This is a genomic window from Duganella sp. sic0402 (assembly GCF_019219065.1).
GTDB lineage: Bacteria > Pseudomonadota > Gammaproteobacteria > Burkholderiales > Burkholderiaceae_D > Rugamonas.
This window is the reverse complement of sequence record NZ_JAHUWK010000008.1, coordinates 193,509-219,564: the sequence shown is the minus strand read 5'-3', so window position 1 is coordinate 219,564 and position 26,056 is coordinate 193,509. Positions and strand designations below refer to the sequence as shown.

At 60.7% G+C, this 26,056-nt stretch carries 27 protein-coding genes; 17 read left to right on the top strand and 10 right to left on the bottom strand.

Annotation, left to right across the window (positions count from 1 at the left end; all coding sequences use genetic code 11):
- The first annotated feature begins 72 nt into the window (after nucleotides 1-72).
- Nucleotides 73-1,656, top strand: a complete 1,584-nt coding sequence (locus KW842_RS19475; protein WP_218305776.1) for a methyl-accepting chemotaxis protein — start codon at nucleotides 73-75, stop codon at nucleotides 1,654-1,656.
- A gap of 30 nt (nucleotides 1,657-1,686) precedes the next feature.
- Here the strand turns inward: KW842_RS19475 and KW842_RS19470 are convergent, their stop codons facing one another.
- The 4 genes from KW842_RS19470 to KW842_RS19455 all read right to left on the bottom strand — a co-directional run bounded on the left by KW842_RS19470 (nucleotide 1,687) and on the right by KW842_RS19455 (nucleotide 8,325).
- Nucleotides 1,687-5,277, bottom strand: coding sequence for a M1 family aminopeptidase (locus KW842_RS19470; protein WP_218305775.1), 3,591 nt, complete (start codon nucleotides 5,275-5,277; stop codon nucleotides 1,687-1,689).
- A gap of 8 nt (nucleotides 5,278-5,285) precedes the next feature.
- The gene (locus KW842_RS19465; protein ID WP_218305774.1) at nucleotides 5,286-6,179 is read right to left on the bottom strand and encodes an ABC transporter ATP-binding protein; all 894 of its coding nucleotides are present in this window, start codon (nucleotides 6,177-6,179) and stop codon (nucleotides 5,286-5,288) included.
- A gap of 167 nt (nucleotides 6,180-6,346) precedes the next feature.
- Nucleotides 6,347-7,543: an ABC transporter permease gene (locus KW842_RS19460; RefSeq protein WP_218305773.1), complete on the bottom strand. Its 1,197-nt coding sequence runs from the start codon at nucleotides 7,541-7,543 to the stop codon at nucleotides 6,347-6,349.
- Nucleotides 7,544-7,545: 2 nt separating this feature from the next.
- Nucleotides 7,546-8,325, bottom strand: coding sequence for an ATP-binding cassette domain-containing protein (locus tag KW842_RS19455; protein WP_218305851.1), 780 nt, complete (start codon nucleotides 8,323-8,325; stop codon nucleotides 7,546-7,548).
- A gap of 114 nt (nucleotides 8,326-8,439) precedes the next feature.
- On the opposite strand from KW842_RS19455, the gene KW842_RS19450 reads away from it, so the two are divergent.
- Together KW842_RS19450 and coq7 are read left to right on the top strand one after the other, a co-directional pair.
- Complete coding sequence (locus tag KW842_RS19450) at nucleotides 8,440-8,874, top strand: hypothetical protein (protein WP_218305772.1); 435 nt, start codon at nucleotides 8,440-8,442, stop codon at nucleotides 8,872-8,874.
- 50 nt (nucleotides 8,875-8,924) lie between these two features.
- Nucleotides 8,925-9,566, top strand: coding sequence for a 2-polyprenyl-3-methyl-6-methoxy-1,4-benzoquinone monooxygenase (gene coq7 / locus KW842_RS19445; protein WP_218305771.1), 642 nt, complete (start codon nucleotides 8,925-8,927; stop codon nucleotides 9,564-9,566).
- Here the strand turns inward: coq7 and KW842_RS19440 are convergent.
- Nucleotides 9,557-10,108: a hypothetical protein gene (locus KW842_RS19440; RefSeq protein WP_218305770.1), complete on the bottom strand. Its 552-nt coding sequence runs from the start codon at nucleotides 10,106-10,108 to the stop codon at nucleotides 9,557-9,559. The two genes, coq7 and KW842_RS19440, sit on opposite strands and share 10 nt — an antisense overlap.
- A 157-nt stretch (nucleotides 10,109-10,265) precedes the next feature.
- On the opposite strand from KW842_RS19440, the gene cysS reads away from it, so the two are divergent.
- Nucleotides 10,266-11,639: a cysteine--tRNA ligase gene (gene cysS, locus KW842_RS19435; RefSeq protein ID WP_218305769.1), complete on the top strand. Its 1,374-nt coding sequence runs from the start codon at nucleotides 10,266-10,268 to the stop codon at nucleotides 11,637-11,639.
- 17 nt (nucleotides 11,640-11,656) lie between these two features.
- Here the strand turns inward: cysS and KW842_RS19430 are convergent, their stop codons facing one another.
- Complete coding sequence (locus KW842_RS19430; protein ID WP_218305768.1) at nucleotides 11,657-11,953, bottom strand: hypothetical protein; 297 nt, start codon at nucleotides 11,951-11,953, stop codon at nucleotides 11,657-11,659.
- A gap of 3 nt (nucleotides 11,954-11,956) precedes the next feature.
- Entirely contained in the window at nucleotides 11,957-12,382 is a 426-nt protein-coding gene (locus KW842_RS19425; RefSeq protein ID WP_218305767.1) for an OsmC family protein, read from the bottom strand.
- A gap of 221 nt (nucleotides 12,383-12,603) precedes the next feature.
- Here KW842_RS19425 and rplM point away from each other — a divergent pair, with 221 nt between their 5' ends.
- From rplM to dmeF, 6 genes are all read left to right on the top strand, one after another.
- Nucleotides 12,604-13,032 (top strand): 50S ribosomal protein L13, encoded by a 429-nt coding sequence (rplM, locus tag KW842_RS19420; RefSeq protein WP_056157909.1) that lies wholly within the window; start codon nucleotides 12,604-12,606, stop codon nucleotides 13,030-13,032.
- Nucleotides 13,033-13,041: 9 nt separating this feature from the next.
- The gene (rpsI, locus tag KW842_RS19415; RefSeq protein ID WP_072789011.1) at nucleotides 13,042-13,434 is read left to right on the top strand and encodes a 30S ribosomal protein S9; all 393 of its coding nucleotides are present in this window, start codon (nucleotides 13,042-13,044) and stop codon (nucleotides 13,432-13,434) included.
- A gap of 149 nt (nucleotides 13,435-13,583) precedes the next feature.
- On the top strand, nucleotides 13,584-14,621 hold the full coding sequence (argC, locus tag KW842_RS19410; protein ID WP_218305766.1) for an N-acetyl-gamma-glutamyl-phosphate reductase: 1,038 nt from the start codon (nucleotides 13,584-13,586) through the stop codon (nucleotides 14,619-14,621).
- A 112-nt stretch (nucleotides 14,622-14,733) separates the two neighbouring features.
- Nucleotides 14,734-15,084 carry an iron-sulfur cluster insertion protein ErpA gene (erpA, locus tag KW842_RS19405; RefSeq protein ID WP_218305765.1) on the top strand — a complete coding sequence of 117 codons (351 nt, stop codon included), beginning with the start codon at nucleotides 14,734-14,736 and terminating at the stop codon, nucleotides 15,082-15,084.
- Between the two features lie 102 nt (nucleotides 15,085-15,186).
- Nucleotides 15,187-15,459 carry a metal/formaldehyde-sensitive transcriptional repressor gene (locus KW842_RS19400; RefSeq protein ID WP_218305764.1) on the top strand — a complete coding sequence of 91 codons (273 nt, stop codon included), beginning with the start codon at nucleotides 15,187-15,189 and terminating at the stop codon, nucleotides 15,457-15,459.
- Nucleotides 15,460-15,467: 8 nt separating this feature from the next.
- Nucleotides 15,468-16,397 (top strand): CDF family Co(II)/Ni(II) efflux transporter DmeF, encoded by a 930-nt coding sequence (gene dmeF / locus KW842_RS19395; protein WP_218305763.1) that lies wholly within the window; start codon nucleotides 15,468-15,470, stop codon nucleotides 16,395-16,397.
- Here dmeF and KW842_RS19390 read toward each other — a convergent pair.
- The 3 genes from KW842_RS19390 to KW842_RS19380 form a co-directional block, all read right to left on the bottom strand.
- On the bottom strand, nucleotides 16,394-17,491 hold the full coding sequence (locus tag KW842_RS19390) for an anhydro-N-acetylmuramic acid kinase (protein WP_218305762.1): 1,098 nt from the start codon (nucleotides 17,489-17,491) through the stop codon (nucleotides 16,394-16,396). The two genes, dmeF and KW842_RS19390, sit on opposite strands and share 4 nt — an antisense overlap.
- 26 nt (nucleotides 17,492-17,517) lie before the next feature.
- Nucleotides 17,518-18,243 (bottom strand): hypothetical protein, encoded by a 726-nt coding sequence (locus KW842_RS19385; RefSeq protein WP_218305761.1) that lies wholly within the window; start codon nucleotides 18,241-18,243, stop codon nucleotides 17,518-17,520.
- Nucleotides 18,244-18,394: 151 nt separating this feature from the next.
- Nucleotides 18,395-19,783 carry a peptidoglycan DD-metalloendopeptidase family protein gene (locus KW842_RS19380; RefSeq protein ID WP_218305760.1) on the bottom strand — a complete coding sequence of 463 codons (1,389 nt, stop codon included), beginning with the start codon at nucleotides 19,781-19,783 and terminating at the stop codon, nucleotides 18,395-18,397.
- A 157-nt stretch (nucleotides 19,784-19,940) separates the two neighbouring features.
- Between KW842_RS19380 and tyrS the strand changes: the two genes are divergently transcribed.
- The 7 genes from tyrS to ruvC all read left to right on the top strand — a co-directional run bounded on the left by tyrS (nucleotide 19,941) and on the right by ruvC (nucleotide 26,056).
- Nucleotides 19,941-21,197 (top strand): tyrosine--tRNA ligase, encoded by a 1,257-nt coding sequence (gene tyrS, locus KW842_RS19375; RefSeq protein ID WP_218305759.1) that lies wholly within the window; start codon nucleotides 19,941-19,943, stop codon nucleotides 21,195-21,197.
- On the top strand, nucleotides 21,194-21,640 hold the full coding sequence (gene dtd / locus KW842_RS19370) for a D-aminoacyl-tRNA deacylase (protein WP_218305758.1): 447 nt from the start codon (nucleotides 21,194-21,196) through the stop codon (nucleotides 21,638-21,640). The genes tyrS and dtd overlap by 4 nt, the downstream gene beginning before the upstream one ends.
- Nucleotides 21,641-21,643: 3 nt before the next feature.
- Nucleotides 21,644-22,294: a histidine phosphatase family protein gene (locus KW842_RS19365; protein WP_218305757.1), complete on the top strand. Its 651-nt coding sequence runs from the start codon at nucleotides 21,644-21,646 to the stop codon at nucleotides 22,292-22,294.
- 109 nt (nucleotides 22,295-22,403) lie between these two features.
- Nucleotides 22,404-23,420, top strand: coding sequence for a tRNA dihydrouridine synthase DusB (gene dusB, locus KW842_RS19360; protein WP_218305756.1), 1,017 nt, complete (start codon nucleotides 22,404-22,406; stop codon nucleotides 23,418-23,420).
- 108 nt (nucleotides 23,421-23,528) lie between these two features.
- Nucleotides 23,529-23,762, top strand: coding sequence for a helix-turn-helix domain-containing protein (locus KW842_RS19355; RefSeq protein ID WP_072788986.1), 234 nt, complete (start codon nucleotides 23,529-23,531; stop codon nucleotides 23,760-23,762).
- Nucleotides 23,763-23,848: 86 nt separating this feature from the next.
- On the top strand, nucleotides 23,849-25,435 hold the full coding sequence (purH, locus tag KW842_RS19350; RefSeq protein ID WP_218305755.1) for a bifunctional phosphoribosylaminoimidazolecarboxamide formyltransferase/IMP cyclohydrolase: 1,587 nt from the start codon (nucleotides 23,849-23,851) through the stop codon (nucleotides 25,433-25,435).
- Between the two features lie 69 nt (nucleotides 25,436-25,504).
- The gene (ruvC, locus tag KW842_RS19345; protein ID WP_218305754.1) at nucleotides 25,505-26,056 is read left to right on the top strand and encodes a crossover junction endodeoxyribonuclease RuvC; all 552 of its coding nucleotides are present in this window, start codon (nucleotides 25,505-25,507) and stop codon (nucleotides 26,054-26,056) included.

Below are 26,056 nucleotides of genomic sequence, written 5' to 3'. Positions count from 1 at the left end.
GCGCCCGAACAGCAGTTTCAATAGCAGCAACGCATCTTTATTTTCCAACATTGCCTGTTAGGCACGACACTCATGAAAAATCTGAAAATTGGCACGCGCCTGGCGGCGGGTTTTGGCTTGATATTGGCGTTGATGATCTTGATGACGCTGATCGGCATACGCCATATGCATTCGGTGGCGACCGCGACCAACGAGATGATGCAGCAGCCGCTGGCCAAAGAACGCATGATCAGCGACTGGTATCGCCTGATCCATACCAGTGTGCGCCGCACCTCGGCGATTTCCAAGAGCACCGACCCGTCGCTGGGGCCGTACTTTGCCGACGAAACCAAGCAATCGGTGGCCGAGATCAACAAATTGCAGAAAGGCGTCGAGGAACTGATCGACGGCGCCGAGGAAAAAGAGCTGTATAGCAAGCTCAAGGACTACCGCAAGCTATATGGCGAATCGCGCGACAAAATCGTCGCGCTGAAAAAAGAGGGCAAGCTGGACGAGGCGGCCGAAGAACTGGAACAGCGCTTCACGCCTGCCGGCAAAGCCTATCTGGGTAACCTGAGCGCGCTGCTGGAACACCAGCGCAAGAGCATCGATAGCCAGGCGCAAAGGATTGACGCGCTGTACCAAAGCAACCGTACTTTCATGATTGGCCTGGGCGTGCTGGTGCTGGCGCTGGGTGTCTTCTGTGCATGGCGTCTGACGCGCGGCATCACGGTGCCGCTGGGCCAGGCGGTCGAGATTGCCGAGGCGGTGGCGCAGCGCGATCTGACCTCGCATATTGCAGTCGACAGCACGGACGAAACCGGCCGCCTGCTGAGCTCCCTGCAGAAAATGAATGATGGCCTGATCAGCATCGTCACCGAAGTGCGCAACGGCACGGAAAGCATTTCGACGGCGTCGAGCCAGATCGCTGCCGGCAATCTGGACTTGTCGGGCCGAACCGAAGAGCAGGCGTCCAGCCTGGAAGAAACCGCCTCGTCGATGGAAGAGCTGACTGCGACCGTCAAGCAGAACGCCGACAATGCGCGCCAGGCCAACCAGCTGGCGGTGACTGCGTCGGAAGTGGCGCAGCGCGGCGGCGGTGTCGTATCGGAAGTGGTGAGCACGATGGAAGCCATCAACGGCTCCTCGCGCAAGATTGCCGACATCATCAGCGTGATCGATGGCATTGCATTCCAGACCAACATCCTGGCACTGAACGCCGCAGTGGAAGCGGCACGCGCCGGCGAGCAAGGACGCGGCTTCGCGGTGGTGGCATCGGAAGTACGCAACCTGGCGCAGCGCAGCGCGGCGGCGGCCAAGGAAATCAAAGGGCTGATCGACGACTCGCTGGCGAAAGTGGATGCCGGCAGCGCGCTGGTCTCGCAGGCGGGCGCGACCATGACCGATGTGGTCGACAGCATCCAGCGCGTGACCGACATCATGGGTGAAATCACCTCGGCCACGCACGAGCAGAGCTCGGGCATCGAGCAGGTCAACATGGCGATCGGCCAGATGGACCAGGTCACACAGCAGAACGCCGCGCTGGTAGAAGAAGCCGCCGCCGCTGCCGCCTCGCTGCACGACCAGGCAGATGCGCTGACCGCCATCGTCTCCGTCTTCAAACTGCACGACAGCCACACCCCTCGCGCCCCACAGCGCCTGCAACTCCGCGCCTAAACCAAATCCGGGGTCAGTTCTGGCCCCGGATTATTGGGTTTGCAGTTCGATGTTGATCATGTTGTCGTCGGGCTTGCGGTCGATCAGTTTGTTGTCGGGATCGATGCCGGCTTTCGCCGGGCGGCCGTTGACGATGACGGTGTAGCGGTTTTCTTTTTGGCTGATCAGCTTGCGCTCGCGTAGCAGGCTGTTGCCGTCCTTGTCGTCGACACCGATGTCGATCCAGTCGCGCAGCGCCACATCTTTTTCTTCGCCCTGCTCGCCGGCGCGCACTTTCGCCGCGCTGACCGTGAAGCTGACTTCGTACTTGCCGTCATTGAGCTTGCGCGCCGTGGCCGAGGTGGCGTGGTTTTCATACAGGACGATGTGGTTGAACAGGTCGTCGATCAAATAAGCCTGGTCGGCCGGCGTGACTTTACGCAGCGCCTCCACCAGCACGTTGACGCTCGGGTAGGGTGCGGATTTGCGCCCGTAATCCTGCAACATGCCTTTCAGCGCTTCGTTGACCTTGGCTTCGCCGAGGATGTCCTGTAGCTGGTACATCGCCAGGCTGCCCTTGCGGTACTGGATGTAGTTCTGGTTTTCGTTTTCCGCCAGCGGCAGTTCTTTCTTGCGCTCCAGTGCACGGCCGAACAGGTACTGGTCCAGGTCATAGTGCAGGAAGCGCCGCATTTTGTTGGCGCCGAAGTTTTTCTTCATCACCATCAGCGCCGAATATTCCGCCAGCGTTTCGCTCAGCACCGTGCTGCCGCGCGTGTTGCCGCCCACCAGCTGGTGTCCCCACCACTGGTGCGCCACTTCATGCGCGGTGATGTAGAACGGGTAGTCGATGTCTTTCGGATTCTTGTCGTTGACCTTGGCAATAAAGCCCACCGCTTCCGAATACGGAATGGTGTTCGGATACGATTGCGCAAACTGCTGGTAGCGAGGGAATTCGACAATCCGCACCAGCTTGTGCTGGTAGGGGCCAAAGTTTTTGGTGTAGTAGTCCAGCGATTCCTTGATGCCCTTGTCCATCCGCTCCAGGTTGTATTCGTGACCCGGATGGTAGTACAGCTCGATGCCGACATCCTGCCACCAGTCGCGCTTCACCAGGTAGCGCGCCGACTGGAAGGCGTACATATTCAGCATCGGCTGTTCCATTTTGTAATGGAAGTAGCGGCGCCCTTTGGCGCTCCAGTCCTTGACCAGCATGCCCGGCGCGATGGCGGTCTGGTCGGCGCTGGTGCCGACGGTGGCGTCGAAGCTGATCCAGTCGGCGTCGTTGCTGGCGAAGTTGTTGGCAAGGCCGGCCGGATCGTCGCGCGGCAGCATGCGTTCGCGCGCCGCCAGCTGGTGTTTCTTGCGGTCGCGCGCATCGCTCAGTTCCCAGTCCGGCTGGTAGCCGATGTGCGGCATCACGCCGTTGTTGAAGAAGCTGCCGTTGGCGATTGCCGGCGTATCGCGGCCGAGGCCCAGGATGCCCTGTGGTGCGTAGCGGATGTCAAACTCCATGCTTAGCTGTTCGCCCGGCGCCAGCGGCTTGCTCAGCTTGTAGCTGTAGAAGCCCAGCTCGCCATCCTTGAGGCCGTCCCGCACCGGCTGGCTGAAGCGCACGCTGTAATGCGCCACTGTATTGTCCTGCGAAATCATGATGTCACTGATCGGTTGCTGGCCCTTGTTTTGCAGCAGGTAGCGGCCTTTGACCATCAAGGTACGTTGTTCCGGCCAGATGTCGACATTCATTTTGACATCGGTGATGCGCGGCTGCGGTATCACCGCGTACTGCTTGTACTTGCGCTCGTAGTCGGCTTTTTCGGTTTCCTTGTGGTAGCTGGACTCGTAGCCGCCGGCCACCTGCTGGTTGTAGAACAGTACCGCCCCGGCCGTGACGAAGATCAGCAGGCCGGCCGCGATGGCGCTCAGTACCGGCAGCGTCAGCGCATGGCGCGCCAGTTGCAGCCGCTGGCGGAAACCGTCGTTGGTGCCGCGTGCCCAGAACAGCAGCGACAGCACGATCAGCAGCAGCGCCGCGCCGCCCCAGTAGGCTTCGTACCAGCGCTCGCGCGCCAGGAAGTGGCCGTAGCCGTTCATCGCCGAGTAGACGATGGCCGGCATATTGCCGTAGATGAGCATCGGGTTTTCCAGCCCCACCGAGCTGGCCGTGACGCTGATGATGTAGTAGACGATCATCGCGAAGTAGGCGAGGTAGCGCTGGTTGATGAGCACTTGCAGCGCAATCGCCAGCACCGCCGTCAGCGCATAGCCGGGCATTTGCAGCAGGAACAGGTGGTACAGGTACAGCCCCGGTTCGAGCAGGAAGTAGCCCTGGACGACCTGCACCGCCATGCCGGTCAGCATTACCACCAGCATCAGCAGCGCTTGCAGGCCGATCAGCGCGAACAGCTTGGCCAGCAGCGGCAGCCAGCTGGGGATCGGCAGCGCGTCCAGCATCTGCCCCATGCGTGCTTCGCGCTCTCGCCAGATCAGCTCGCCCGCGTAGAAGGTGGTGATCACCATCATGAATAGCGCGAAGGTTTCGCTGACCACTTGCAGCACCTGGTAGGTGACGGGATAGGTATTGGTGCCGTACATCGAGCCCAGGTCCAGCGACGAGGCAAACATCATCAGCACGCCGGCCAGCACGATCACCAGGAAGTAGATGTTCTTGGTGGTTTCGCGCAGGTTCAGCCAGCTCATCTTGATCAGCAGCCAGGCCAGGCTGCGCGACTGGAAGTCCGGCTTTTCCTGGGTGTTGGACGACGCCTGCGACAGGTGCTGCGGCACTTCGCCCTCGCCGGTGCTGCTGGTGCTACTGCGGCTGTGGCCGCTGTCGCTGGTGGCGATGAAGTGGAAGCGCCAGTAGCCGACCAGCAGGCCGACCAGCGCGGCCGAGGCCCAGATCACGCGGTTCAGCAGGTACACGCCTTCCGGGTAGAACATGCGGGTGTTGCGTTCGATGATGGGCCAGTATTCGGTCACGCGCATCACCGCCGTGGTGCCGAACGGGTCGATCAGCGCGGCAAAGGTTTTGTAGTCGAGGTCGCGCGCCAGGCCCGGCGCCACCATGTAGCCGACCAGCATCACCACGCTGCTGATATACACCGGCAGCATGCGCCGCGTCAGCGCGGCCAGGATGAAGAACACGGCGCCGAAGATAAAGATGTTCGGCAGGATGACGATGAAGTAGGGGATCAGGTAGGCCAGCGCATCCGCATGCGCCAGCCGCTCCGGATCGACGCCGGGAATATAGCTGCCCAGCCAGGCGCCCAGCACGATGCTGGTGAAGATGATCGCCAGTGTCAGGTAGGCGCCGAGGAAGCGGCCGAAGATGTACTGGTGTTTCCTGATCGGCGCACTGAAGAAGAAGTGCTGCATATCATATTCAAAATCCTGCTGCACCGAGCGGCCCATCATCGCGGCGATGACGATCACGCCCAGTGAGCCGAGGAAGCTGGTGGTGAACATCAGCGAGCGCGGCGAGTCGATCAGCTGGCTGCCGAAGGTGATCGACGCGCCTTTGAAGAAACCGCCGGCGGCGGCCATCCACAGCAGCGACAGGGCCAGGAAACCGAGGAAGTACACCCAGGTCGACAGCAGCTTGAGGCGCTGGCGCGCTTCAAAGAGGGCGATGGCAAACATGATGCGGCCTAATCGCAGGTGTTCGCGGCGCGGTGGCGGCCGGCGATGGTGGCGAAGTAGACATCCTCCAGATCGCCGATGGCTTCCTCAAAGCCGTCGCCCGGATCGGTGTCGCTGTAGACGTGGATCAGCGTGCGGCCGGACAGCAGGCGCGACGAGATCACCGGATGGCGCAGCTGGAACGATTGCAGGTCGCGCTTGTCGATGAAGCGTGCCCAGATCTTGTCGCTGACTTCGTGTATCAGTTCCTGCGTCGGTCCGCACAGCAGCAAATGGCCTTTGTTGATGATGGCCATATTGGCGCACAGGTCGGCCACGTCGGAGACGATGTGGGTGGACAGGATCACCGTCTTGTCCTCGCCGATATCGGACAGCAGGTTGTGGAAGCGCACCCGCTCCTGCGGGTCGAGGCCGGCGGTCGGCTCGTCGACGATGATCAGTTTCGGATCACCGAGCAGCGCCTGGGCAATGCCGAAGCGCTGGCGCATGCCGCCGGAAAAACCGCCGAGGCGCTGGTTGCGCACCTCGAACAGATTGGTCTGTTGCAGCAGGCCGTCCACCACCTCGCGGCGGCGGTGGCGGTTGCTCAGGCCTTTCAGTACCGCAAAGTGGTCCAGCATTTCGTAGGCGGTGACTTTCGGATACACGCCGAAGTCCTGCGGCAGATAGCCGAGCTGGCGGCGGATCTCGTCTTTTTCGTCCAGTACGTCCAGGTCGCCAAAGAACACCGAGCCGGAATCGCATTCCTGGAGCGTGGCCAGCGTGCGCATCAGCGTCGACTTGCCGGCGCCGTTAGGGCCAAGCAAGCCGAACATCCCGGTCGGGATGGTGAGCGAGATATTGTCCAGCGCCACCACACCGTTGGCGTAGGTCTTGGACAAATTGCTGATACTTAATTCCATGCTAACTCCTGATTCTGCACGACCACACACTTTTCACATGATGGCATTGTATTGAATTTGGTCCACAGCTGGGGCGCCATTGCGATGGGCAGCAAAATGACGCGCCAGAGTGCAGAATTAACGGAACAGCCGGTAAGCGCTTGTTGGTAGTTGAATAGACAACTTATTCAATTTCTAAACAAAACCTGCTCCCGGTTGAACCACCAGCGGCACAGGGCCAGCAGCAGCCCGGCGGTGATGGTTGTTGACAGTAATATCACGGAAAACATGCGGTAGTCCATCGTTCCTTTGACCAGTTCCTTCATCGCCAGCGAGACATTGGTCAGCGGCACCATGGCCCAGCGCCAGTTCAGTTCCACGCCTGGCAGTAGCGCCACCAGCGTCGGCAGGATGGTGACGATAATCAGCGGCGAGATCAGCCCGGCTGCCTCCTTGTAGCTCTTGGCGTAAACCGAGATCGACAGCAGAATGGCGGCGAAGATGGCGGCGGTCGGCACCAGCATCAGCGCCACCATGGCCAGGTCCAGCGGGCCGATGGCGCGCACCATCTGCGCCAGGTCGCTGGCGATCATGTGGCCGAAGAAGTACAGCAGCGTGCACACGCTGACGATCATCAGCAGTGCCGACGCCAGGCCGATGGTGAACAGCATCAGGAATTTGGCCAGCACGATGGCGGTGCGCGAGACGGGCGCCAGCAGCAGGGTTTCCAGCGTGCCGCGTTCCTTCTCACCCGCGCCGGTGTCGATCGCCGGATACATCGCCGCCATCAGGCAGACCATCAGCAGGATGTAGGGCAGCATGCCGCCGATGATGGCGCCCATCTGCTCGCGCTTGTTGGCGGTGGAGTGGTCTTGCAGCGTGACCGGGTCAAGCGCGAAGGCCAATTGGTGCTTGTTCAGATTGAAGGCGGACAGCGCATGCTCGCGCAGCTCGCGGTTGTGCGCGTCGATCACGGCGGCCACGCGCTTGCGGGTCAGATCGATGGCGGAGGCGCTGTTGTAGTGCAGCTGGATCACGCCTTGCTGCTGGGTGGCCAGTTGCGCTTCCAGGCCGGCCGGGATGACCAGCGCGAACTTGATGCGGTCATTGGCGATGGCGGTTTTGATTTCGTCTGGGCTGGCCAGTGCGATTTCATGGAAGCCTTTCTCGCGCGCCAGCCGCTCGGCCAGATGCGGCGCATGTTGTTTGCCGAAAATCGCATAGGCCATGTTGGCTTTGCTGGCCTGCTTGAACATGGTGGACGACAGGAAGCCAAAGCAGGCAATGATCAGTGGCATGGCAAACACCGGGATGAACACGGTGAAGAAGAAGGTGCGGCGGTCGCGCGCCAGTTCCAGCAGTTCCTTGAGGTAGATGGTCCACATGCTTAGGCTCCCTGGTTAATGACGCTGACAAACGCATCGTACAAATCGGCGCTGCCGCCCAGGTGGCGCAGCTCGTCCATGCTGCCGTGGAAGGCGGTCTTGCCATGGTTGATGACGCATACGCGGTCGCACAGCTTTTCCACTTCATGCAGGTGGTGGGTGGAGAAAATCAGCGGCACGCCCAGCGCCTTGTAGCTGGCGATGAAGTCCAGCAGGATCTTGGCCGACATGACATCCAGGCCGGTGGTCGGTTCGTCGAGGATGACGATTTTCGGCTCGTGCACAACGGTGCGGGCGATCGCGCATTTCTGGCGCATGCCGGTGGATAGCTGGTCGGCGCGCTTGTTGCCGAATTCATGCATCTGCAATAGCTCGAACAGTTCGTCGCAGCGCTGCTTCAGGCGCGCCGGGCTAAGGCCGTGCAGGCGGCCGAAGTATTCGATGTTCTCGCGCGCGGTCAGTCGGCCGTACAAGCCGGTGCTGCCGGACAGGAAGCCGATGTGCTGGCGCGCCGCCAGCGGATTGGCCAGCAGGTCGATGCCGTTCGCATGGATGCTGCCGGCGTCCGGCTTGAGCGCGGTGGAGAGCAGGCGCAGCGTGGTGGTCTTGCCGGCGCCATTCGGACCCAGCAGGCCCAGCACTTCGCCAGGCGCACAGCGGAAGCTGACGTCGCGGACGGCGTGGAACCAGCCGTCATGGTCGCGTGGATCACGCGCGGTGGGCTGCTTGCCGCCGCGCGATGGCAGGCGAAAGCGTTTGGCCAGATTGTTTACCTCGATCATCGACGCTTGCTCCAGGTGGAAAAGTTTCAAGAGTAGCATGTTAAAATTCTTGCACGCAAGCCACACGAGCAGCGGCAACTCTTGCTATAGTCGCAGACGGGAGCGTAGCCAAACATGAATCCTCAACTCAGGGAAAAAATACTGGCGGTGATGCACAGTGGCGTCGACCGCGAACAGTCCAGCGGTTTCTTCCGCGTGGCGCTGGGGCTGTATTACCTGTCCAGCCTGATGACCAAGGAAACCCTGGACTTCAAGCAGCTGGACCGCGACTTCAACCGCTTCATCTACCAGACCATCGGCAAGGGCCACAGCATCACCAGCATCCTCCAGTACATGAGTGGCGGCAAGGTGGTGGAGGTGGTCGAGTCCAAGCGCTTCCTGAAAGCCTTTGGCGATTGCTGCACCGAGGTGCCGCTGGAGAATATCCCCTTCCTGCTGGGCCTGAACCTGGGCGTAGCCAAGGACATTTCCAAAATCGATGTGCGCGGCCCTGTGGCCGACTACATCGAGCGTCAGCGGCAGTTGCGTGAGGACGCAGAAGCAAAATAAGAGGGTGGTCCTTTATAATGGGATTTTCCATCTGAAACACGAGTTTGCTTATGGCTGCTTATCACCACACTCCGCTGGACCGATTCATTGCCGGCGCCGACAAGGCGTTGCGCGTCATTTCCGGCATTTCCTCGGCTTCGCGGCCAAATCCGGGCGCGCGTGCGGACGACGCCGAGATGAGCGAAGCCGAACGCCGCCATGCGGCCGGCCTGATGCGCGTCAACCATGTCGGTGAAGTGTGCGCGCAGGCGCTGTACAACTCGCAGGCCCGCTTCGCCCGCACGCAGGCGATCCGCGAACAGTTCGAGCATTCCAGCCGCGAGGAAGAGGACCACCTGGCGTGGACCGCGCAGCGCCTGGAGGAGCTGGGTTCGCATATCAGCGTGCTGAATCCGCTGTTCTACGCCGGCTCGTACGCGCTGGGCACGGTGGCGGCGGTGCTGGGCGACGCGCGCAGCCTCGGATTCGTAGTGGAAACTGAGCGCCAGGTGGAAGCGCACCTGGAAAGCCATCTGGATAAATTGCCGCCGCAGGACGCCAAGTCGCGCGCCATCGTCGACCAGATGCGCATCGATGAAATCGAACACGGCGCCGCCGCCCAGCGCCTCGGCGCGGCCGCAATGCCGGCGCCGGTGCAGGCGGTAATGTCGGCCATGGGCAAAGTCATGACCAGCACCGCGTACTACATCTGAAGATAGGTCAGTGCAATGCTGGCCGGGTAGTCGGCGCGGTGCGGATAGGCGTGGCGGTAGTAGCAGGACCAATAGCTGATGATCCTGCTTTCCACTGTGTGAATATAGCGCGGATTGTCGGCCATGAATTGCCGATACGGCGCCAGGTCCACCTGCTGTAGCCCTGCGCGGATGACCTCGGCGATTTCCACGACGTACTCGCCCAGTAGCTGTATGACGAACGGCGCCAGCCATGCTTCCTTACGCTGCAAAAGTTGCGCGACGCATGCCTGCCGCAAATGGCCGTCGTGATGGCGGCTGCCCAGGCATAGCAGCATGGTCTGGGCGATATCGTCATCCAGCGGCGTCTGTAGCAGTTCGCCGGGAAAGTACAGGCGCACCGGGATGGCCAGCTGCTCGTCACCGAGCTTGATCTGGTAGGCCCATAAGCGATAGTGGTAATCCGGTATCAGTTGCGCCACGCGGCCAGCCTGAGCCGACAGCGCTCTCGGGAATGCGTTGGGGACGTAGCTGCTGGCGGTGGTTTCAATCGCAAAATTCATGTTAGTATCATTCCATGTTCAAGAAACCAAATCAACAAGGTGCATGTTCCCGCGGGCCATAGAAGCCTGCTGATTGCGTTTTCTTTTTATATCTACAGTTTTCTATAGGCCACAGTGAGTTCAGCTCCCTGTGGCCTTTGTCTTTTCTGGAGCCACCATGGAGCTGATGCTGTATGACACCTACGAACGGGCGTTGCGTCCCTTCGTTGCCTTGCAATCTGGTGCAGCGGGCCTGTATGCCTGCGGCCCGACAGTCTACGATTATGCCCACATCGGCAATCTGCGCACGTATCTGTTTGGCGATGTGCTGCGCCGTGTGCTGGCGCTGAACGGCTATGCGGTGCGGCATGTGATCTGCGTAACCGACGTCGGTCATCTGACCTCGGACGCCGATACCGGTGAGGACAAGATGGAGAAGGGCAGCCGCCGCACCAGCAAATCCGCCTGGGATATCGCCGCCTTCTATACCCGCGCCTTTCAGCAGGATATCGCCGACCTGAACATCCTGGCGCCGGCGGTGTGGGCGCACGCGACCGAGCATATCCAGGAGCAGATCGATTTCATCGCCGGCATCGAACGCAAGGGCTTTAGCTATCGCACCGAGGATGGTATTTACTTCGACACGCAAAAGCTGGAACGCTACGGCCATCTGGCGCGATTGAAGATTGAGGGCTTGCAATCCGGCCACCGCGTCGAGCTGCGCGACAAGCGTTCGCCCACTGACTTCGCGCTGTGGAAATTCAGCGGCGATGCGCAACGCCAGATGGAGTGGGACAGTCCATGGGGACGCGGCTTCCCCGGCTGGCATATCGAATGCTCGGCGATGTCGACCCGCTACCTGGGCGCGCTGTTCGATATCCATATCGGTGGCGAGGATCATATCCCGGTGCACCACACCAACGAAATCGCGCAGCACGAAGCCTGCCACGCGCATCCGCCAGCACGCTACTGGCTGCACGGTGCATTTTTGAAAGTGGATGGTGGCGACAAGATGTCGAAGTCGGCCGGAGAATTTCTGCGGCTGGCAACCCTGAGTGAGCGCGGCGTCGATCCGCTGGCCTACCGCTATCTGGTGCTATCAGCCCATTATCGCTCGCCGCTGACCTTCTCCTGGGCGGCGCTGGACGCCGCGCAGACCGCACTGAACCGCCTGCGCCTGGCTTACCACCGCCTGCCAGAAGGCGGCCAGCCAGACGCCCATTACCAGCAAGCCCTGCAAGCAGAGCTGAATCAGGACCTCAACACGCCCCGTGCACTGGCGTTGATGTGGGAGCTATTGAAATCCGACGTGTCGGAGGCAGCACAAAAAGCCACGCTGCGCTGGCTGGATGAGGTACTGGGATTAGGACTGGCCGCGTGGACGCCAGCGCTGCCAGCCGTGCCGGGCGAAGTGCAAGCAATGGTGACCGCACGCGACCTCGCGCGTCAGGAAAAACGCTGGGCCGACGCCGACACGCTGCGGCTATCCATCGAAGACGCCGGCTACACAGTGCGCGACACCCCGGCCGGCACCAGCATCCAGCCGCACTAGCAAGCAGGGCGCGCGCATCATGGTTTGCTTGCCGCCTGACGCGGCTTGCCGTCTACGTACAACGTCTTGTCTTTTTTCGTGACCACGTATTTGATGTCGGCCACCTTGGGCACCGGACCGTACGATACGCCGTTGACGTAGACTACGCGATTCAGCAACTCGACCTTGTCACCGTTCACTGTGATCACGCCGCTGCTGCCTTGAATCTTGCCGACGCTTTGCGTGTCGTCGATCTTGACGCTGGTGGTTTCGGTGCTGGCGTAGCATGCCGGAACGCACAGGGCGGCCAGCAGCGGCAGGTAAGTGAGCTTCATGGCTTAAGCCTCTTCGATGATCTCGAACGAATGGGTGATGTCGGCGGTTTTGCCCAGCATGATCGATGCGGAGCAGTATTTGTCGTGCGACAGGGTGATGGCGCGCTCGACCTGCTCCGGCTTCAGGCCCTTGCCGGTAACGACAAAGTGGAAGTTGATCTTGGTGAAAACTTTAGGTTCGGTGTCGGCGCGTTCGGCTTTCAGCACGCATTCGCAGCCACGGATGTCGGCGCGGCCTTTTTTCAGGATCAGCACCACGTCGTACGCGGTGCAGCCGCCGGTGCCCAGCAGCACCATTTCCATCGGACGCGGTGCCAGGTTGTGGCCGCCGCCTTCCGGTGCGCCATCCATGCTGACCAGGTGGCCGGAGCCGGTCTGGGCCAGGAAACTCATGCCCGATGGGCCATTCCAGCTAACTTTGCATTCCATTGCATTCTCCGGGTTAAAAACTTTGTCCATATTGTAATGGAGCGCGCAAACCCTGTGTTTGCGCGGCTTGCAAGCCATATCGGGCTTGACGTGAGTGCCTTGAAGCGGTTATGATTGTCGGCTTTCCATTCGCTCAGGAAAGTAAATAAAAAGGCCGAGTCCGCTGTAGCTTTAGCGGAACCACCATTTGAGCGGTAATTTCTTATTAAGAAAGTCATCACATGAAAACTTTTTCCGCTAAAGGACATGAAGTCCAGCGCGACTGGTTCGTGATTGACGCGACGGACAAAGTCCTCGGACGTGTTGCCAGCGAAGTGGCACTCCGACTGCGCGGCAAACACAAACCTGAGTTCACCCCTCACGTCGATACCGGCGATTTCATCGTCATCATCAACGCAGGCAAACTGCGCGTGACCGGCACCAAAGCAACCGAGAAGACCTACTACCGTCACTCGGGCTACCCAGGTGGCATCTACGAGACCAACTTCCTGAAAATGCAACAGCGTTTCCCAGGTCGCGCTCTGGAAAAAGCCGTCAAGGGCATGCTGCCAAAAGGCCCACTGGGCTACGCAATGATCAAGAAGCTGAAAGTGTACGCTGAAGGTTCGCACCCGCACGCTGCTCAGCAACCTAAAGCACTCGAAATCTAAGGAACTGACATGATCGGTAACTACAATTACGGCACCGGCCGTCGCAAGAGTGCAGTAGCTCGTGTGTTCATCAAAGTTGGCACTGGCCAAATCATCGTTAACGGCAAACCAGCGTCGGAATACTTCTCGCGCGAAACCGGCCTGATGGTGATCCGCCAGCCTCTGGAACTGACCGGCAACGTTGAACGTTTCGACATCAAAGTCAACGTACACGGCGGCGGCGAGTCCGGCCAGGCAGGTGCAGTTCGTCACGGCATCACCCGCGCTCTGATCGACTACGATTCGGGCCTGAAAGGTGACCTGGCACGCGCTGGCTTCGTAACCCGCGATGCACGTGAAGTTGAACGTAAAAAAGTTGGTCTGCGCAAAGCACGTCGCGCAAAACAATTCTCGAAGCGTTAATTTTTACGCTCTGGCGCGCTGCTTGCGGCGCGTCACCGAAAAAGCCGCCGGCCTTGTGTCGGGCGGCTTTTTTTCCATCTGACTACGGTCATGCGCCTGTAGTCGTTGCCTGATAAAATGGCTCCTCACTCTTATTTCAAGGAAGAACAATGATCAAAGTTGGCATCGTCGGCGGCACCGGTTATACCGGAGTAGAACTGCTGCGTTTGTTGGCAGTCCACCCGGATGTGGAACTGACGGCAATCACCTCGCGCAAAGAGGACGGCTTGCCAGTCGCTGATATGTTCCCTTCGCTGCGCGGCCGCGTGAACATCAAATTCTCGTCGCCGGAAAACGCCGACCTGAGCAAGTGCGACGTGGTGTTCTTCGCCACCCCGCACGGCGTCGCCATGGCGCAAGCGCCTGAGTTGCTGAAAGCCGGCGTCAAGGTCATCGACCTGGCGGCCGACTTCCGCATCAAGGAAAAAGCTGTCTTCGAAAAATGGTACAAGATCGAGCACACCTGCCCGGACCTGCTGGAACAGGCAGCCTACGGCCTGGCCGAGCTGAACCGTGAAGACATCAAGCAGGCCAATCTGGTCGCCAACCCAGGCTGCTACCCAACCACCATGCAGCTGGGCTACTACCCGCTGCTGAAGGCCGGCGTGATCGACGCTGGCTCGCTGATCGCCGACTGCAAGTCGGGCGTGTCGGGCGCTGGCCGCAAGGCGGAAATCGGCACCCTGTTCTCGGAGGCGTCGGACAACTTCAAGGCCTATGGCGTGGCTGGCCACCGCCACACGCCGGAAACTTCGGCCCAGCTGCAGCGTTTCACCTCGGACAAGGTCAACCTGATCTTCACCCCGCACCTGGTACCGATGATACGCGGCATGCACTCGACGCTGTACGCGCGCCTGACCAAGGACATCAGCAACGAAGAACTGCAAAAATTGTTCGAAGAGCAATACAAAGACAGCGCTTTTGTCGATGTGATGCCGTTCGGCTCGCATCCTGAAACCCGCTCGACCCGTGGTTCCAACATGCTGCGCCTGGCGCTGCACCGTCCGGACAACGGCAACACCGTGATCGTGCTGGTGGTGCAGGACAATCTGGTCAAGGGCGCATCCGGCCAGGCGGTACAGTGCATGAACCTGATGTTTGGCCTGGAAGAAACCACCGGTTTGACGCAAATTGCGCTGCTGCCTTGATCTAGCGCCTTGATTTTGTGTGGTTTATCATCAAATTTGAAGCTGGGCGGAGCAGGAAAACTGTCCAAGGTCTATAATGGCTTCCAATGTGTTTTTCTCGTAGGAGTAAAAAATGAATGCTGTTGCTGAAATGCCAGCGCCTATCATCTTCACCGATAGCGCTGCTGAAAAAGTGGCCCAACTGATCGAAGAAGAAGGCAATCCCGACCTGAAACTGCGCGTATTCGTGCAGGGTGGCGGCTGCTCCGGCTTCCAGTACGGCTTCACCTTCGATGAAATCGTCAATGACGACGACACCACCATGGTCAAGAACGGCGTCCAGCTGCTGATCGATTCGATGAGCTATCAGTACCTGGTCGGCGCTGAGATTGACTACAAGGATGACCTGGAAGGTGCGCAGTTCGTTATTAAGAACCCAAGCGCAACCTCGACCTGCGGCTGCGGTTCGTCGTTCTCGGTATAAGTTCGGATTTCCCCGGAAAACGGCGGCCTAGGGTCGCCGTTTTTTTTCGCCTGTGCTGATGATAGTATACCCCCCTATAGTATATTTATTGAGGAGGACGCCGTGCACACCACACGCGACAAAACCAAGTTGCTGGCGCGGGTGCGCCGCATACGCGGCCAGGTAGAGGCCATCGAACGCGCGCTGGAAGGGGAGAGCGGCTGCACCGAGATTCTGCAACTGGTCGCCGCCGCCCGTGGCGCCACCAACGGCCTGATGGCCGAGCTGATCGAAGATCACATCAAGGAACACGTTGCCCATCCGGACGTCAGCGCAGCCGAGCGTGAGGACGCGGTCGAGGAACTGCTGGCCGTGGTGCGCACCTATCTGAAATAAGGACTGCAATGAACCTCGCACACGATCACGTCTTTGACCAAGGCAAGCAGGCCGCCGAGCGCGGCACCCGGCTGGTGATGTGGATTACCGCCGTCATGATGCTGGTGGAGATCAGCGCCGGCTGGTGGTTCAACTCGATGGCGCTGCTGGCCGATGGCTGGCATATGAGTTCGCACGCGCTGGCGATTGGCCTGAGCGCGTTCGCCTACTCGGCAGCGCGCAAATACGCGCGCGATCCGCGCTTTACCTTCGGCACCTGGAAGATTGAAATCCTGGCGGGCTACACCAGCGCCGTATCGCTGCTCGGCATCGCCGCGCTGATGGCGTTCAGCTCCTTTGAGCGCTTGTTCTCGCCTCAGCCCATCCATTATCGGGACGCCATCATCATTGCGGTGATCGGCTTGGTGGTGAATATCGCCTGCGCCTTCATTCTTGGCGACGCGCATCATCATCATGGCCACAGTCATGGACATGAGCACCATCACGGGCATGGCGACCACCATCATCACCACGATCTGAACCTGAAAGCCGCCTACGTCCACGTCATTGCTGACGCCGCTACCTCGGTGCTGGCGATTGCCGCGCTGGCTGGCGGCTGGCTATGGGGCTGGTCGTGGCTGGACCCGGTGATGGGCATTGTCGGCGCGGTGTTGGTGGCCGTGTGGGCCAAGAACCTGATCGCTGAAACCGGCCGCGTGCTGCTGGACCGCGAAATGGACGCGCCCGTCGTCGCTGAAATCCGCGAAGTGGTCGAAGACGGCAATCCTGGCGCCAAAATCACCGACCTGCACGTATGGCGCGTTGGCCAGCAGGTCTACTCGTGCGCGGTCAGCGTGGTCAGCAGCGACCGCGCACTAACGCCGGCGCTGCTGCGCGATCAGCTGTCGATACACGAAGAGATCGTGCATTCGACCATCGAGGTTAATTACACGAGCTAGCGTGGGTACAGCGCGCCCAGCACGCGCTCGCCTTGTGCGCCAGTGACGGCCGGCAGATTGCCGGCCAGCCGCTCGCTGAAGCGGTGGCCCAGCCAGGCGAATGCCAGCGCTTCCACGCGGTTGGGCGCGACGCCCAGCGCCTGCGTGGAGGCGACCATTACCTGCTTGCCCAGCGCCTGGCCCAGCGCTTCCATCAGCACGCCGTTGTAGGCGCCGCCGCCGCAGATGTAGACCGCATCCGCGCCGCCGCCATGCGCCTTGACGGCGTCCGCCAGTGTAACGGCCGTGTATTCGGTCAGTGTGCGCTGCACGTCTTCCGGCGCGGCCGGCGCGTGCACTGCCAGGCGCGCATCCAGCCAGTCCAGGTGGAACAGGTCGCGGCCTGTGCTTTTCGGCGCAGGCAGGGCCAGATACGGCTCCTTCAGCAGTTCCGCCAACAGTTCGGGGATCACCTTGCCGGTGGCGGCCCAGGCGCCGTCGGCGTCGTATTCCTGGCGCTGGTGGCGCATGATCCAGCCGTCCATCAGCACATTGCCCGGACCGGTATCGAAACCGGTCACGCGGCCGTCGCCCTTCAGCACGCTGATGTTGGCGATGCCGCCGATATTCGCCACCACCCGTGCCTGCCCTTCCTTACCGAACATCGCCTGGTGGAAGGCCGGCACCAGCGGCGCCCCTTGGCCGCCGGCCGCCACGTCGCGGCTGCGGAAGTCCGCAATCACGTCGACGCCGCACAGTTCGGCCAGCAGGGCGGGATGATTGGTCTGGCGCGTGTAGCCCAGCTCCGGGCGATGGCGGATGGTCTGGCCATGCGCGGCAACGGCGCGCACATCGGCTGGCGTGTGGCCGGACTGGCGCAGCAGCTCGGCCACGCATTGCGCATAATGCTGCGCCAGCTGGCTGGCGGCCAGCGCTTCGCGTTCGATCTCGTTGTCGCCGCTGGCCTGCAAGGCCATCAGCTCAGCCCGCAGCGATGGCGGGAAGGCGACGTAAGCGGCTGCGACGGTGGTGATGGCCGCATCATCAAATTGCGCCAGCGCGCCATCCACGCCGTCCAGGCTGGTGCCCGACATTAAACCGATATACAAAGCCATAGCATTCCTCTGGTGATTTTCAAAAATTATAGTCGAGAGGTGGCTGGCCGGCAGCGCTGTTGATATGCCTGCAAGGATTGCTGCAAATAACGGGCGACCGTACCGTCGTGCTTGAGCCGCGCCAGCGCAGCCGACATTTTCGGCGCATGTGCAGCATGGGCGCGGTTGAGGTAGCAATGCCCGGTGGTGGACAGCACGGTCGCCAGCTGGCGTACGGCAGGCGTTTCAGGCAGGCTATTGCAAAGCCGGAAGGCGAGGTAGTCATCGACTGCCTCCTGCACGTCGAAATACAAATCCGTGCGGCCAATTTGCAGCTTGCGCAAGCCCTGGCCGATGTCGTCAATCATCGACCAGTTGTCCGCATCGACATGGGTGCCGAGCAGCGCTTCCAGTTCCTGGATGCCGCGGCGGCACTCGCTGCGCAGCTTGTGCAGCCTGAGTTTATCCAGTCCGGGGAAATGCGCGTGTGGCCCCGCGCCGTAGACGCAGAAGTTGACTGCGTTGTTGGGCTCACCGAGGCGTATCAGGCCGGGGAAGAAATCCTGGTAGTCAAATGTGCGTCCCAGTTCGCCGTCGGCCTGGCCTGCCAGCACCATCGCGGTGGCCCGCCTCGGCGGCACGTCGAGAAACGTGAAGCCCACGCCACTGATGGCGCACACGTCCTGGTACACCTTGATCAGCCATTGCGTGCGCGGATTGTCGTAGGGGCGGGAGAAGACGAATTTCAGTGTGACGGCCGGCTTGGCGGCCAAGGGGAGGGCTGATGCCTGCAGAAGCAACCGTCGCGTGACCATAGGCGTCTTTCAGTATGCGTGTGCTGCCACACGGAAGAGGCAGCCAGGAAAGCGCATTATGATAAAAAACAGGCCGACGAGGCGGCCTGTTGAATCGATGCTGAAATGCTTATTTTTGCGCAACCTGCGTCTTCGACGCGCCGCCGCCAGCCGGGCGTAGCAGCGCGAAGCGGTGGGTCATGTCGTTGGCGTAGATTTTGAAACGGCTCATTTCAGCGGCGGTCAATGGCGCCTGTGCCTGGACGTTCATCTTGGCAGGATCCTTGGCTTCGCCGCCGACGCGGAATTCGTAGTGCAGGTGGGCGCCGGTCGACCAGCCGGTGGTGCCGACATAGCCAATCACATCGCCCTGCGAAACCTTGGCGCCTTTTTTCATGCCGGAGCCAAAGCGGCTCATGTGCGCATAAGCCGTGGTGTAGTTGCTCCAGTGCTTGATGATGATGAAGTTGCCGTAGCCGTTCATGGTGCCGGCAAACTCAATCGTGCCATCGCCGGCGGCGCGGATCGGGGTGCCGGTCGCCGCCGGGAAGTCGATGCCCTTGTGGGCTTTCCACTGGCCGGAAATCGGATGCACGCGCATCGAGAAGCCGGACGAAATACGCGAGAACTCCACCGGCGATTTCAGGAAGGCTTTCTTCAGCGATTTGCCGTCGAAGCTGTAGTAGCCGCCGCCCTGTTTGCTCTGCGGATCTTCAAACCATACCGATTGATACGTGGTGCCCTTGTTGGTCAGTTCGCCTGCCAGCACGCGGCCAGCGCGTACGAACTCGCCATCCTGCCAGAAGGTTTCATACACCACGTTAAAGCTGTCGCCGCGTTTCAGGTCGCCGCGGAAGTCCACGTTGGTCGAGAACATTTCGATGATCTGCTTGACGATGGTGTCCGGCAGCTTGGCGCCGTCTTCGCTGGAGTCGGTTGCCGCATACAGCGTCGATTTAATCGTACGCGCATGCATTTCCACGCGGCGTTCCAGCTTGGCTGGTTCGGCGGTGGCCACAAAGCCGTTGCCCTGGCGGGTGATCTTGATGTTGGTGACTGGATCGTCCTTGCCGTCCACCACGGTGGCGCGCAGCCACTGCAGATTGCCTTCGTCGTCGGTCTGCGCCTGTACCCGCTTGCCGGATTTCAGCTGCATGACGCCCTTGGCGATCTTGTCTTTCTTGATGAAGGTCTCGGCCGCGTCGTCATCCACACCCAGGCGTTGCAGCAGGGTGGCCAGCGTATCGCCGTTGCGGATTTTCTCTTCGTGAACGAACTGAGCCTTGGAAGATTGCTGGTCGAGCGCAGTGATTTGCGCGCTCAGGTCCGGCGTGGCAACTGCTTCCTGTACCGTTTTCACTGGCAGGTCCGACGCGTCAGGCGCGAGTGGAGCTACACCGGCGGCACCAAAAGCACATACTGCGAGAAACAAAGCAGAGGCGCTGATGATGCGCGCCTTGCGCGTAGACCCTAGCAGACTGAACAAGCGTGAGCTTGTGAATTTATGTATTTGGTTCATGCAATCAGTTAAAATTTGCCGCTTGAACTATTCAGGAACGTTTTATTTCTTCTAATTATCTATTTTGTTCGTTTTCATGCGGCAAGATTGATCGATCGGGGATTATAACAAACTCCTGCGCCTGACTACCTTTTTCTGAAAAAAACGCTTAAAAAACATGACTACTACTTCTTCGATACCGTCGGCCACCTCTAAAGTAGCGTTGCCCTTATCCGACAACGTACAAGAGGCACTTGCCATCACCAAACGCGGTGTCGACGAGTTGCTGATTGAAAGCGAGTTCGCGCAAAAGCTGGCGCGATCGGAACAAAGCGGCGTGCCGCTGCGTATCAAGCTGGGCCTGGATCCGACCGCGCCCGACCTGCACCTGGGCCACACCGTGGTGCTGAACAAAATGCGTCAATTGCAAGACCTTGGTCATCAAGTCATCTTTTTGATCGGCGACTTCACTTCGATGATCGGCGATCCGTCGGGCCGCAACGCCACCCGTCCGCCGCTGACCAAGGAACAGGTCGAGCAAAATGCGATGACCTATTTCAAGCAGGCCTCGCTGGTACTGGACCCGGCCAAGACCGAAATCCGCTACAACTCCGAATGGTGCGACCCGCTGGGCGCGCGCGGCATGATCCAGCTGGCCTCGCGCTACACCGTGGCGCGCATGATGGAACGTGACGACTTCACCAAGCGTTTCAAAAACGGCACGCCGATCGCCGTGCACGAATTCCTCTACCCGCTGATGCAGGGCTACGACTCGGTGGCGCTGAAGTCAGACCTGGAATTGGGCGGCACCGACCAGAAGTTCAACCTGCTGGTCGGCCGCGAACTGCAAAAGGACTACGGTCAGGAGCCTCAGTGCATTTTGACCATGCCGCTGCTGGAAGGTTTGGACGGCGTCGAAAAAATGTCCAAGTCGAAGAACAACTACATCGGCATCACCGAACCGGGCAACACCATGTTCGCCAAGATCATGAGCATCTCGGATGACATGATGTGGAAATACTTCGATCTGCTGTCGTTCCGCTCGATCGCCGACGTGGCGGCGCTGAAGGCCGAAGTGGCCGGCGGCCGCAATCCGCGCGACGCCAAGGTGGCGATTGCCCAGGAAATCGTGGCGCGTTTCCACTCGCAGCAGGCGGCGGAAGATGCGCTGGCCGACTTCGTCAACCGCTCCAAGGGCGGCATTCCGGACGATATTCCGGAAGTGGCGCTGGGCGGTGCGCCGCTGGGCGTGGCGCAACTGCTGAAGCAGGCCAATCTGTGCGCGTCCACCTCGGAAGCAATGCGCATGGTGGAGCAGGGCGGCGTGCGCGTGGATGGCACGGTCATCAGCGACAAGGGCTTGCAGCTGCAAGCTGGCAGCTTCGTGCTGCAAGTCGGCAAGCGCAAGTTCGCGCGCGTGACCCTGTCCGCATGATCGCGCTGCTGCAACGCGTCAGCAGCGCCAGCGTGGTGGTGGACGGTGCGGCCATCGGCGCCATCGACGCCGGCCTGATGGTGCTGGTCTGCGCCGAACGCAACGACACCGAAAAGGACGCGGATACGCTGCTGGCCAAGCTGCTCGGCTACCGCGTGTTCGCCGACGATGCAGGCAAGATGAACCGCAGCGTCACCGACACCAGCGGCGGCCTGCTGCTGGTGCCGCAGTTCACCCTGGCGGCCGACACCAAGTCCGGCACCCGCCCCTCGTTCACGCCAGCCGCCGCGCCGGCCGATGGCCTGCGCCTGTTCAGCTACTTTGTCGAGCAGGCGCGGCTGAAGCACGCCAAGGTCGAAACCGGCCAATTCGGCGCCGATATGAAGGTGTCGCTGACTAATGATGGCCCGGTCACTTTCTGGCTGCAAACCAACGCCAAGTAAATCATGAGTACAACCACCATTTTGCTGATCCGTCACGGTGAGACGGCCTGGAACGCCGTGCGCCGCCTGCAAGGCCATATCGATATCCCGCTGAATCCGCAGGGCGAACGCCAGGCGCTGGCATTGGGCCGCGCGCTGGCTGAAGAATCGCTGGACGCAGTGATCTCCAGTGACCTGCAACGCGCCATGCAGACCGCACAGGCGGTGGCCGCGCACCACGCCGGCATCACGCTGCAGACCAGCGCGCAACTGCGCGAGCGTGCCTATGGCGTGTTCGAGGGCATGCTGTACCAGGATATCCAGGATGAATACCCGGCCGATTTCCAGCTGTGGCAGGCGCGCGATATCGACGCCATGATGCCGCACGGCGAACGCTTGGCCGAAAGCTTCCGCCAGTTCTACGACCGTGTGATCGCCGCACTGAAGGCGGTGGCCGCAAGCCATCCAGGCCAGGCGGTGGCGGTGGTGGCCCACGGCGGCGTGCTGGAATGCGCCTACCGCGAGGCGCGCGGCATGCAGCTCGACAGCCCACGTGATTTCCAGGTGAAAAACGCCAGCATCAACCGCTTTGTCGTGGAGAGTGGCAAGTTGGCGCTCACTAGCTGGGGCGAGGTTGAGCACCTTGCGTCGGCCGCCATGGATGATGTCATTTAATAACGTCAAGGCTGCACATTTGCCGAATTCATAAAAAATAGTGCTTATTATTTGAGCAGGGCTTCGGTTAAAATAGAAGGTTCCTTCTCACCCCTTTCAGGTATTGCACGTGCAAATCGGCCCTCATTTACTGCGCAACAACGTTTTCGTCGCCCCGATGGCCGGGGTCACGGACCGGCCTTTCCGCCAGTTGTGCAAGGAGCTGGGCGCGGGTTATGCGGTGTCTGAAATGGCGGCCTCCAATCCGCGCCTGTGGGCGACCGAGAAGAGTTCGCGCCGCACCGACCACACCGGTGAAATGGAGCCGAAGGCAGTGCAGATCGCTGGCGCCGATCCGAAGGATCTGGCCGATTGCGCGCGCTTCAATGTCGAGCGCGGCGCGCAGATCATCGATATCAATATGGGTTGCCCGGTGAAAAAGGTGTGCAACGCCTGGTGCGGCTCGGCGCTGCTGCAGGACGAGGTGCTGGTCAAGCAGATCGTCGATGCGGTGGTGGGCGCGGTGGACGTGCCGGTGACGCTGAAGTTCCGCACCGGCTGGGACCGCGAGAACAAGAACGCGCTGAACATCGCGCGCATCGCCGAGGACGCCGGTATCGCCATGCTGACCCTGCATGGCCGCACCCGCGCCGACGGCTACAAGGGTGACGCCGAGTACGACACTATCGCGGCCGTCAAGCAATCGGTTTCCATTCCAGTGGTGGCCAATGGCGATATCACCTCGCCGGAAAAAGCCCGCTTCGTGCTGGACTATACCGGCGCCGACGCCGTCATGGTGGGCCGCGCCGCGCAAGGCCGTCCGTGGATTTTCCGCGAGATCGACCATTACCTGCGCACCGGCAAGCATATGCCGGCGCCGTATGTGGACGAAGTGCGGGCGCTGATGGATGAGCACCTGCGCGCCCACTACGCCTTCTACGGCGACTATCTCGGCGTGCGTACAGCGCGCAAGCACATCGGTTGGTATGTGCGCGACCTCCAGGGCGGCGAGGAGTTCCGACAGAAAATGAATCTGCTGGAGTCCGTTGCCGAGCAGCTGCTGGCGGTCGATCAATTCTTCGAATCCCAGTGGCGCTACGGCGAACGGTTACAATACCGCCTCGCTGAAGATTTGCAGGCCGCTTAAGCGGGCCGAAAGCACCAAAAAAGTCACATCATCAGAAGGGTAAACGTTTCCAGCCACAAGCCGGACGATTTACCAGCGTTATAGATTAATTAGCCGAACGACAAGAAAATGAGCAAAGAAAGTATCCAGGAAGTAGTCCAGAAAAGTCTCGAAGAATACTTCGCCGACCTGGGCGAGCAACAGGCATCGAACATTTACGACATGGTTGTGCTGACCGTTGAAAAGCCGATACTGGAAGTGGTCATGACCCGTGCCGACGGCAACCAGTCTCACGCGGCGCAGATGCTGGGCATCAACCGCAATACCTTGCGCAAGAAATTGCAGGAACACGGCCTGCTGTAAAAGCGCCTGTTCTATCCGGCAATGAGTGGCTGGGGACGGCCGCTGTTGCTGTACCGAATATTCAACCACCTAGTCTTTTCATCGCCATGATTAAACAAGCTCTCATCTCCGTATCCGACAAAACCGGTGTGCTGGACTTCGCGCGCGCGCTGTCCGCCATGGGCGTCAACATCCTGTCGACCGGCGGCACCGCCAAGCTGCTGGCCGACAACGGCGTGCCGGTCACCGAAGTTGCCGACTACACCGGTTTCCCGGAGATGCTGGACGGCCGCGTCAAGACGCTGCACCCGAAAGTGCACGGCGGCATCCTGGCCCGCCGCGATTTCCCTGAGCACGTGGCCAAGCTGGAAGAGCACAGCATCCCGACCATCGATATGGTGGTGGTCAACCTGTACCCGTTCCAGGCGACGGTCGCCAAGGACACCTGCACGCTGGACGACGCCATCGAGAACATCGACATCGGCGGCCCGGCCATGCTGCGCTCCGCCGCCAAGAACCACAAGGACGTGGTGGTGATCTGCGATCCGTCCGATTACGGCGTGGTGCTGGCGGAAATGAAAACCACCGACAACGCCCCTGGCTATGTCAGCTACGACACCCGCTTCACGCTGGCCACCAAGGTCTACTCGCACACCGCGCAGTACGACGGCGCCATCGCCAACTACCTGACCAGCCTGGACGCAACCCGCGCGCACGGCAGCCGCAGCGCCTATCCGGCCAAGCTGAACGTGGCCTTTGAAAAAGTGCAGGACATGCGCTACGGCGAAAACCCGCACCAGTCGGCAGCCTTCTACCGCGACGTGGCCGCCACCGAAGGCGCGCTGGCCAATTACAAGCAGCTGCAAGGCAAGGAACTGTCGTTCAACAACATCGCTGATGCCGATGCGGCCTGGGAATGCGTGAAGAGCATGGGCGGCTTCGACCAGTCGGCCGCTTGCGTGATCGTCAAGCACGCCAATCCGTGCGGCGTGGCGCTGGGCGCGAATGCGGCCGATGCTTACAAACGCGCACTGCAAACCGACCCGACCTCGGCTTTCGGCGGCATCATTGCCTTCAACGTCGAAGTGGATGGCGTGGCGGCGACCGAGCTGGCCAAGCTGTTCGTGGAAGTGCTGATCGCGCCGTCGTTCACTGCGGAAGCCAAGCAGATCCTGTCGGCCAAGCAGAACGTGCGCTTGCTGGAAATCCCGCTCGGCAATGGCGTCAACGCGATGGACTTCAAGCGCGTCGGCGGCGGCCTGCTGGTGCAGTCGGCTGACTCGAAGAATGTGCTGCTGGCCGATGTCAAAGTGGTCAGCAAGAAGCAGCCTACCCAGCAGGAACTGCAAGACATGATGTTTGCCTGGCGCGTGGCCAAGTACGTGAAATCGAACGCCATCGTCTTCTGCGGCAATAACATGACGCTGGGCGTGGGCGCCGGCCAGATGAGCCGTATCGACTCGGCCCGCATCGCTTCGATCAAGGCGCAGAACGCCGGCTTGTCGCTGGCCAATTCGGTGGTGGCGTCGGATGCCTTCTTCCCGTTCCGCGACGGCCTGGATGTGGTGGTGGATGCTGGCGCGACCTGCGTGATCCACCCAGGTGGCTCGATGCGCGACCAGGAAGTGATCGATGCCGCTGACGAACGCGGCGTGGTCATGGTGTACACGGGTACTCGTCACTTCCGTCATTAATCGGAACACGGCCCGGTCCAAAAGCCCGCATTGCTTGCGGGCTTTTTCTTTACTGCATACAATCTGTAAATGATAATTCTCGGCATCGACCCCGGCTTGCGCACCACTGGCTTTGGCGTCATTCAAAAGCAGGGCAGCAAGTTGCGCTACATCGCCTCCGGCACCATCAAGAGCGGCGAGGGCGATCTGCCGACGCGGCTCAAGGTGATACTGGACGGTGTGGGCGAAGTCGCGCGCACCTATGGCCCGGATTGCGCCGCCATTGAGCAGGTCTTCGTCAACGTCAATCCGCAATCGACTTTGCTGCTGGGCCAGGCCCGTGGCGCGGCAATTTGCGCGCTGGTGTCGGCGGAACTGAGCGTGGCCGAGTATTCCCCAACACAAATCAAACAGGCGGTGGTCGGCACTGGCCGCGCGGTCAAGGCGCAGATGCAGGACATGGTCGCGCGCCTGTTGCAATTGCCAGGCTTGCCAGGCACCGATGCGGCCGATGCGCTGGGTATCGCCATCTGCCATGCCCACAGCAGCGAAACGCTGACGCTGATTGCCGGCGGCACCAATGCCACCGCCAACGGCCCGTTGGCTGGTCTGCGCATGCGCCGTGGCCGCCTGGTCGGCTAA

Bases quoted from the DNA above. Each gene is read 5' to 3' on its own strand.
- KW842_RS19475 (WP_218305776.1), top strand. From the start codon at position 73: ATGAAAAATCTGAAAATTGGCACGCGCCTGGCGGCGGGTTTTGGCTTG.
- KW842_RS19470 (WP_218305775.1), bottom strand. From the start codon at position 5,277: ATGTTTGCCATCGCCCTCTTTGAAGCGCGCCAGCGCCTCAAGCTGCTG.
- KW842_RS19465 (WP_218305774.1), bottom strand. From the start codon at position 6,179: ATGGAATTAAGTATCAGCAATTTGTCCAAGACCTACGCCAACGGTGTG.
- KW842_RS19460 (WP_218305773.1), bottom strand. From the start codon at position 7,543: ATGTGGACCATCTACCTCAAGGAACTGCTGGAACTGGCGCGCGACCGC.
- KW842_RS19455 (WP_218305851.1), bottom strand. From the start codon at position 8,325: ATGATCGAGGTAAACAATCTGGCCAAACGCTTTCGCCTGCCATCGCGC.
- KW842_RS19450 (WP_218305772.1), top strand. From the start codon at position 8,440: ATGAATCCTCAACTCAGGGAAAAAATACTGGCGGTGATGCACAGTGGC.
- coq7 (WP_218305771.1), top strand. From the start codon at position 8,925: ATGGCTGCTTATCACCACACTCCGCTGGACCGATTCATTGCCGGCGCC.
- KW842_RS19440 (WP_218305770.1), bottom strand. From the start codon at position 10,108: ATGAATTTTGCGATTGAAACCACCGCCAGCAGCTACGTCCCCAACGCA.
- cysS (WP_218305769.1), top strand. From the start codon at position 10,266: ATGGAGCTGATGCTGTATGACACCTACGAACGGGCGTTGCGTCCCTTC.
- KW842_RS19430 (WP_218305768.1), bottom strand. From the start codon at position 11,953: ATGAAGCTCACTTACCTGCCGCTGCTGGCCGCCCTGTGCGTTCCGGCA.
- KW842_RS19425 (WP_218305767.1), bottom strand. From the start codon at position 12,382: ATGGAATGCAAAGTTAGCTGGAATGGCCCATCGGGCATGAGTTTCCTG.
- rplM (WP_056157909.1), top strand. From the start codon at position 12,604: ATGAAAACTTTTTCCGCTAAAGGACATGAAGTCCAGCGCGACTGGTTC.
- rpsI (WP_072789011.1), top strand. From the start codon at position 13,042: ATGATCGGTAACTACAATTACGGCACCGGCCGTCGCAAGAGTGCAGTA.
- argC (WP_218305766.1), top strand. From the start codon at position 13,584: ATGATCAAAGTTGGCATCGTCGGCGGCACCGGTTATACCGGAGTAGAA.
- erpA (WP_218305765.1), top strand. From the start codon at position 14,734: ATGAATGCTGTTGCTGAAATGCCAGCGCCTATCATCTTCACCGATAGC.
- dmeF (WP_218305763.1), top strand. From the start codon at position 15,468: ATGAACCTCGCACACGATCACGTCTTTGACCAAGGCAAGCAGGCCGCC.
- KW842_RS19390 (WP_218305762.1), bottom strand. From the start codon at position 17,491: ATGGCTTTGTATATCGGTTTAATGTCGGGCACCAGCCTGGACGGCGTG.
- KW842_RS19380 (WP_218305760.1), bottom strand. From the start codon at position 19,783: ATGAACCAAATACATAAATTCACAAGCTCACGCTTGTTCAGTCTGCTA.
- tyrS (WP_218305759.1), top strand. From the start codon at position 19,941: ATGACTACTACTTCTTCGATACCGTCGGCCACCTCTAAAGTAGCGTTG.
- dtd (WP_218305758.1), top strand. From the start codon at position 21,194: ATGATCGCGCTGCTGCAACGCGTCAGCAGCGCCAGCGTGGTGGTGGAC.
- KW842_RS19365 (WP_218305757.1), top strand. From the start codon at position 21,644: ATGAGTACAACCACCATTTTGCTGATCCGTCACGGTGAGACGGCCTGG.
- KW842_RS19355 (WP_072788986.1), top strand. From the start codon at position 23,529: ATGAGCAAAGAAAGTATCCAGGAAGTAGTCCAGAAAAGTCTCGAAGAA.
- purH (WP_218305755.1), top strand. From the start codon at position 23,849: ATGATTAAACAAGCTCTCATCTCCGTATCCGACAAAACCGGTGTGCTG.
- ruvC (WP_218305754.1), top strand. From the start codon at position 25,505: ATGATAATTCTCGGCATCGACCCCGGCTTGCGCACCACTGGCTTTGGC.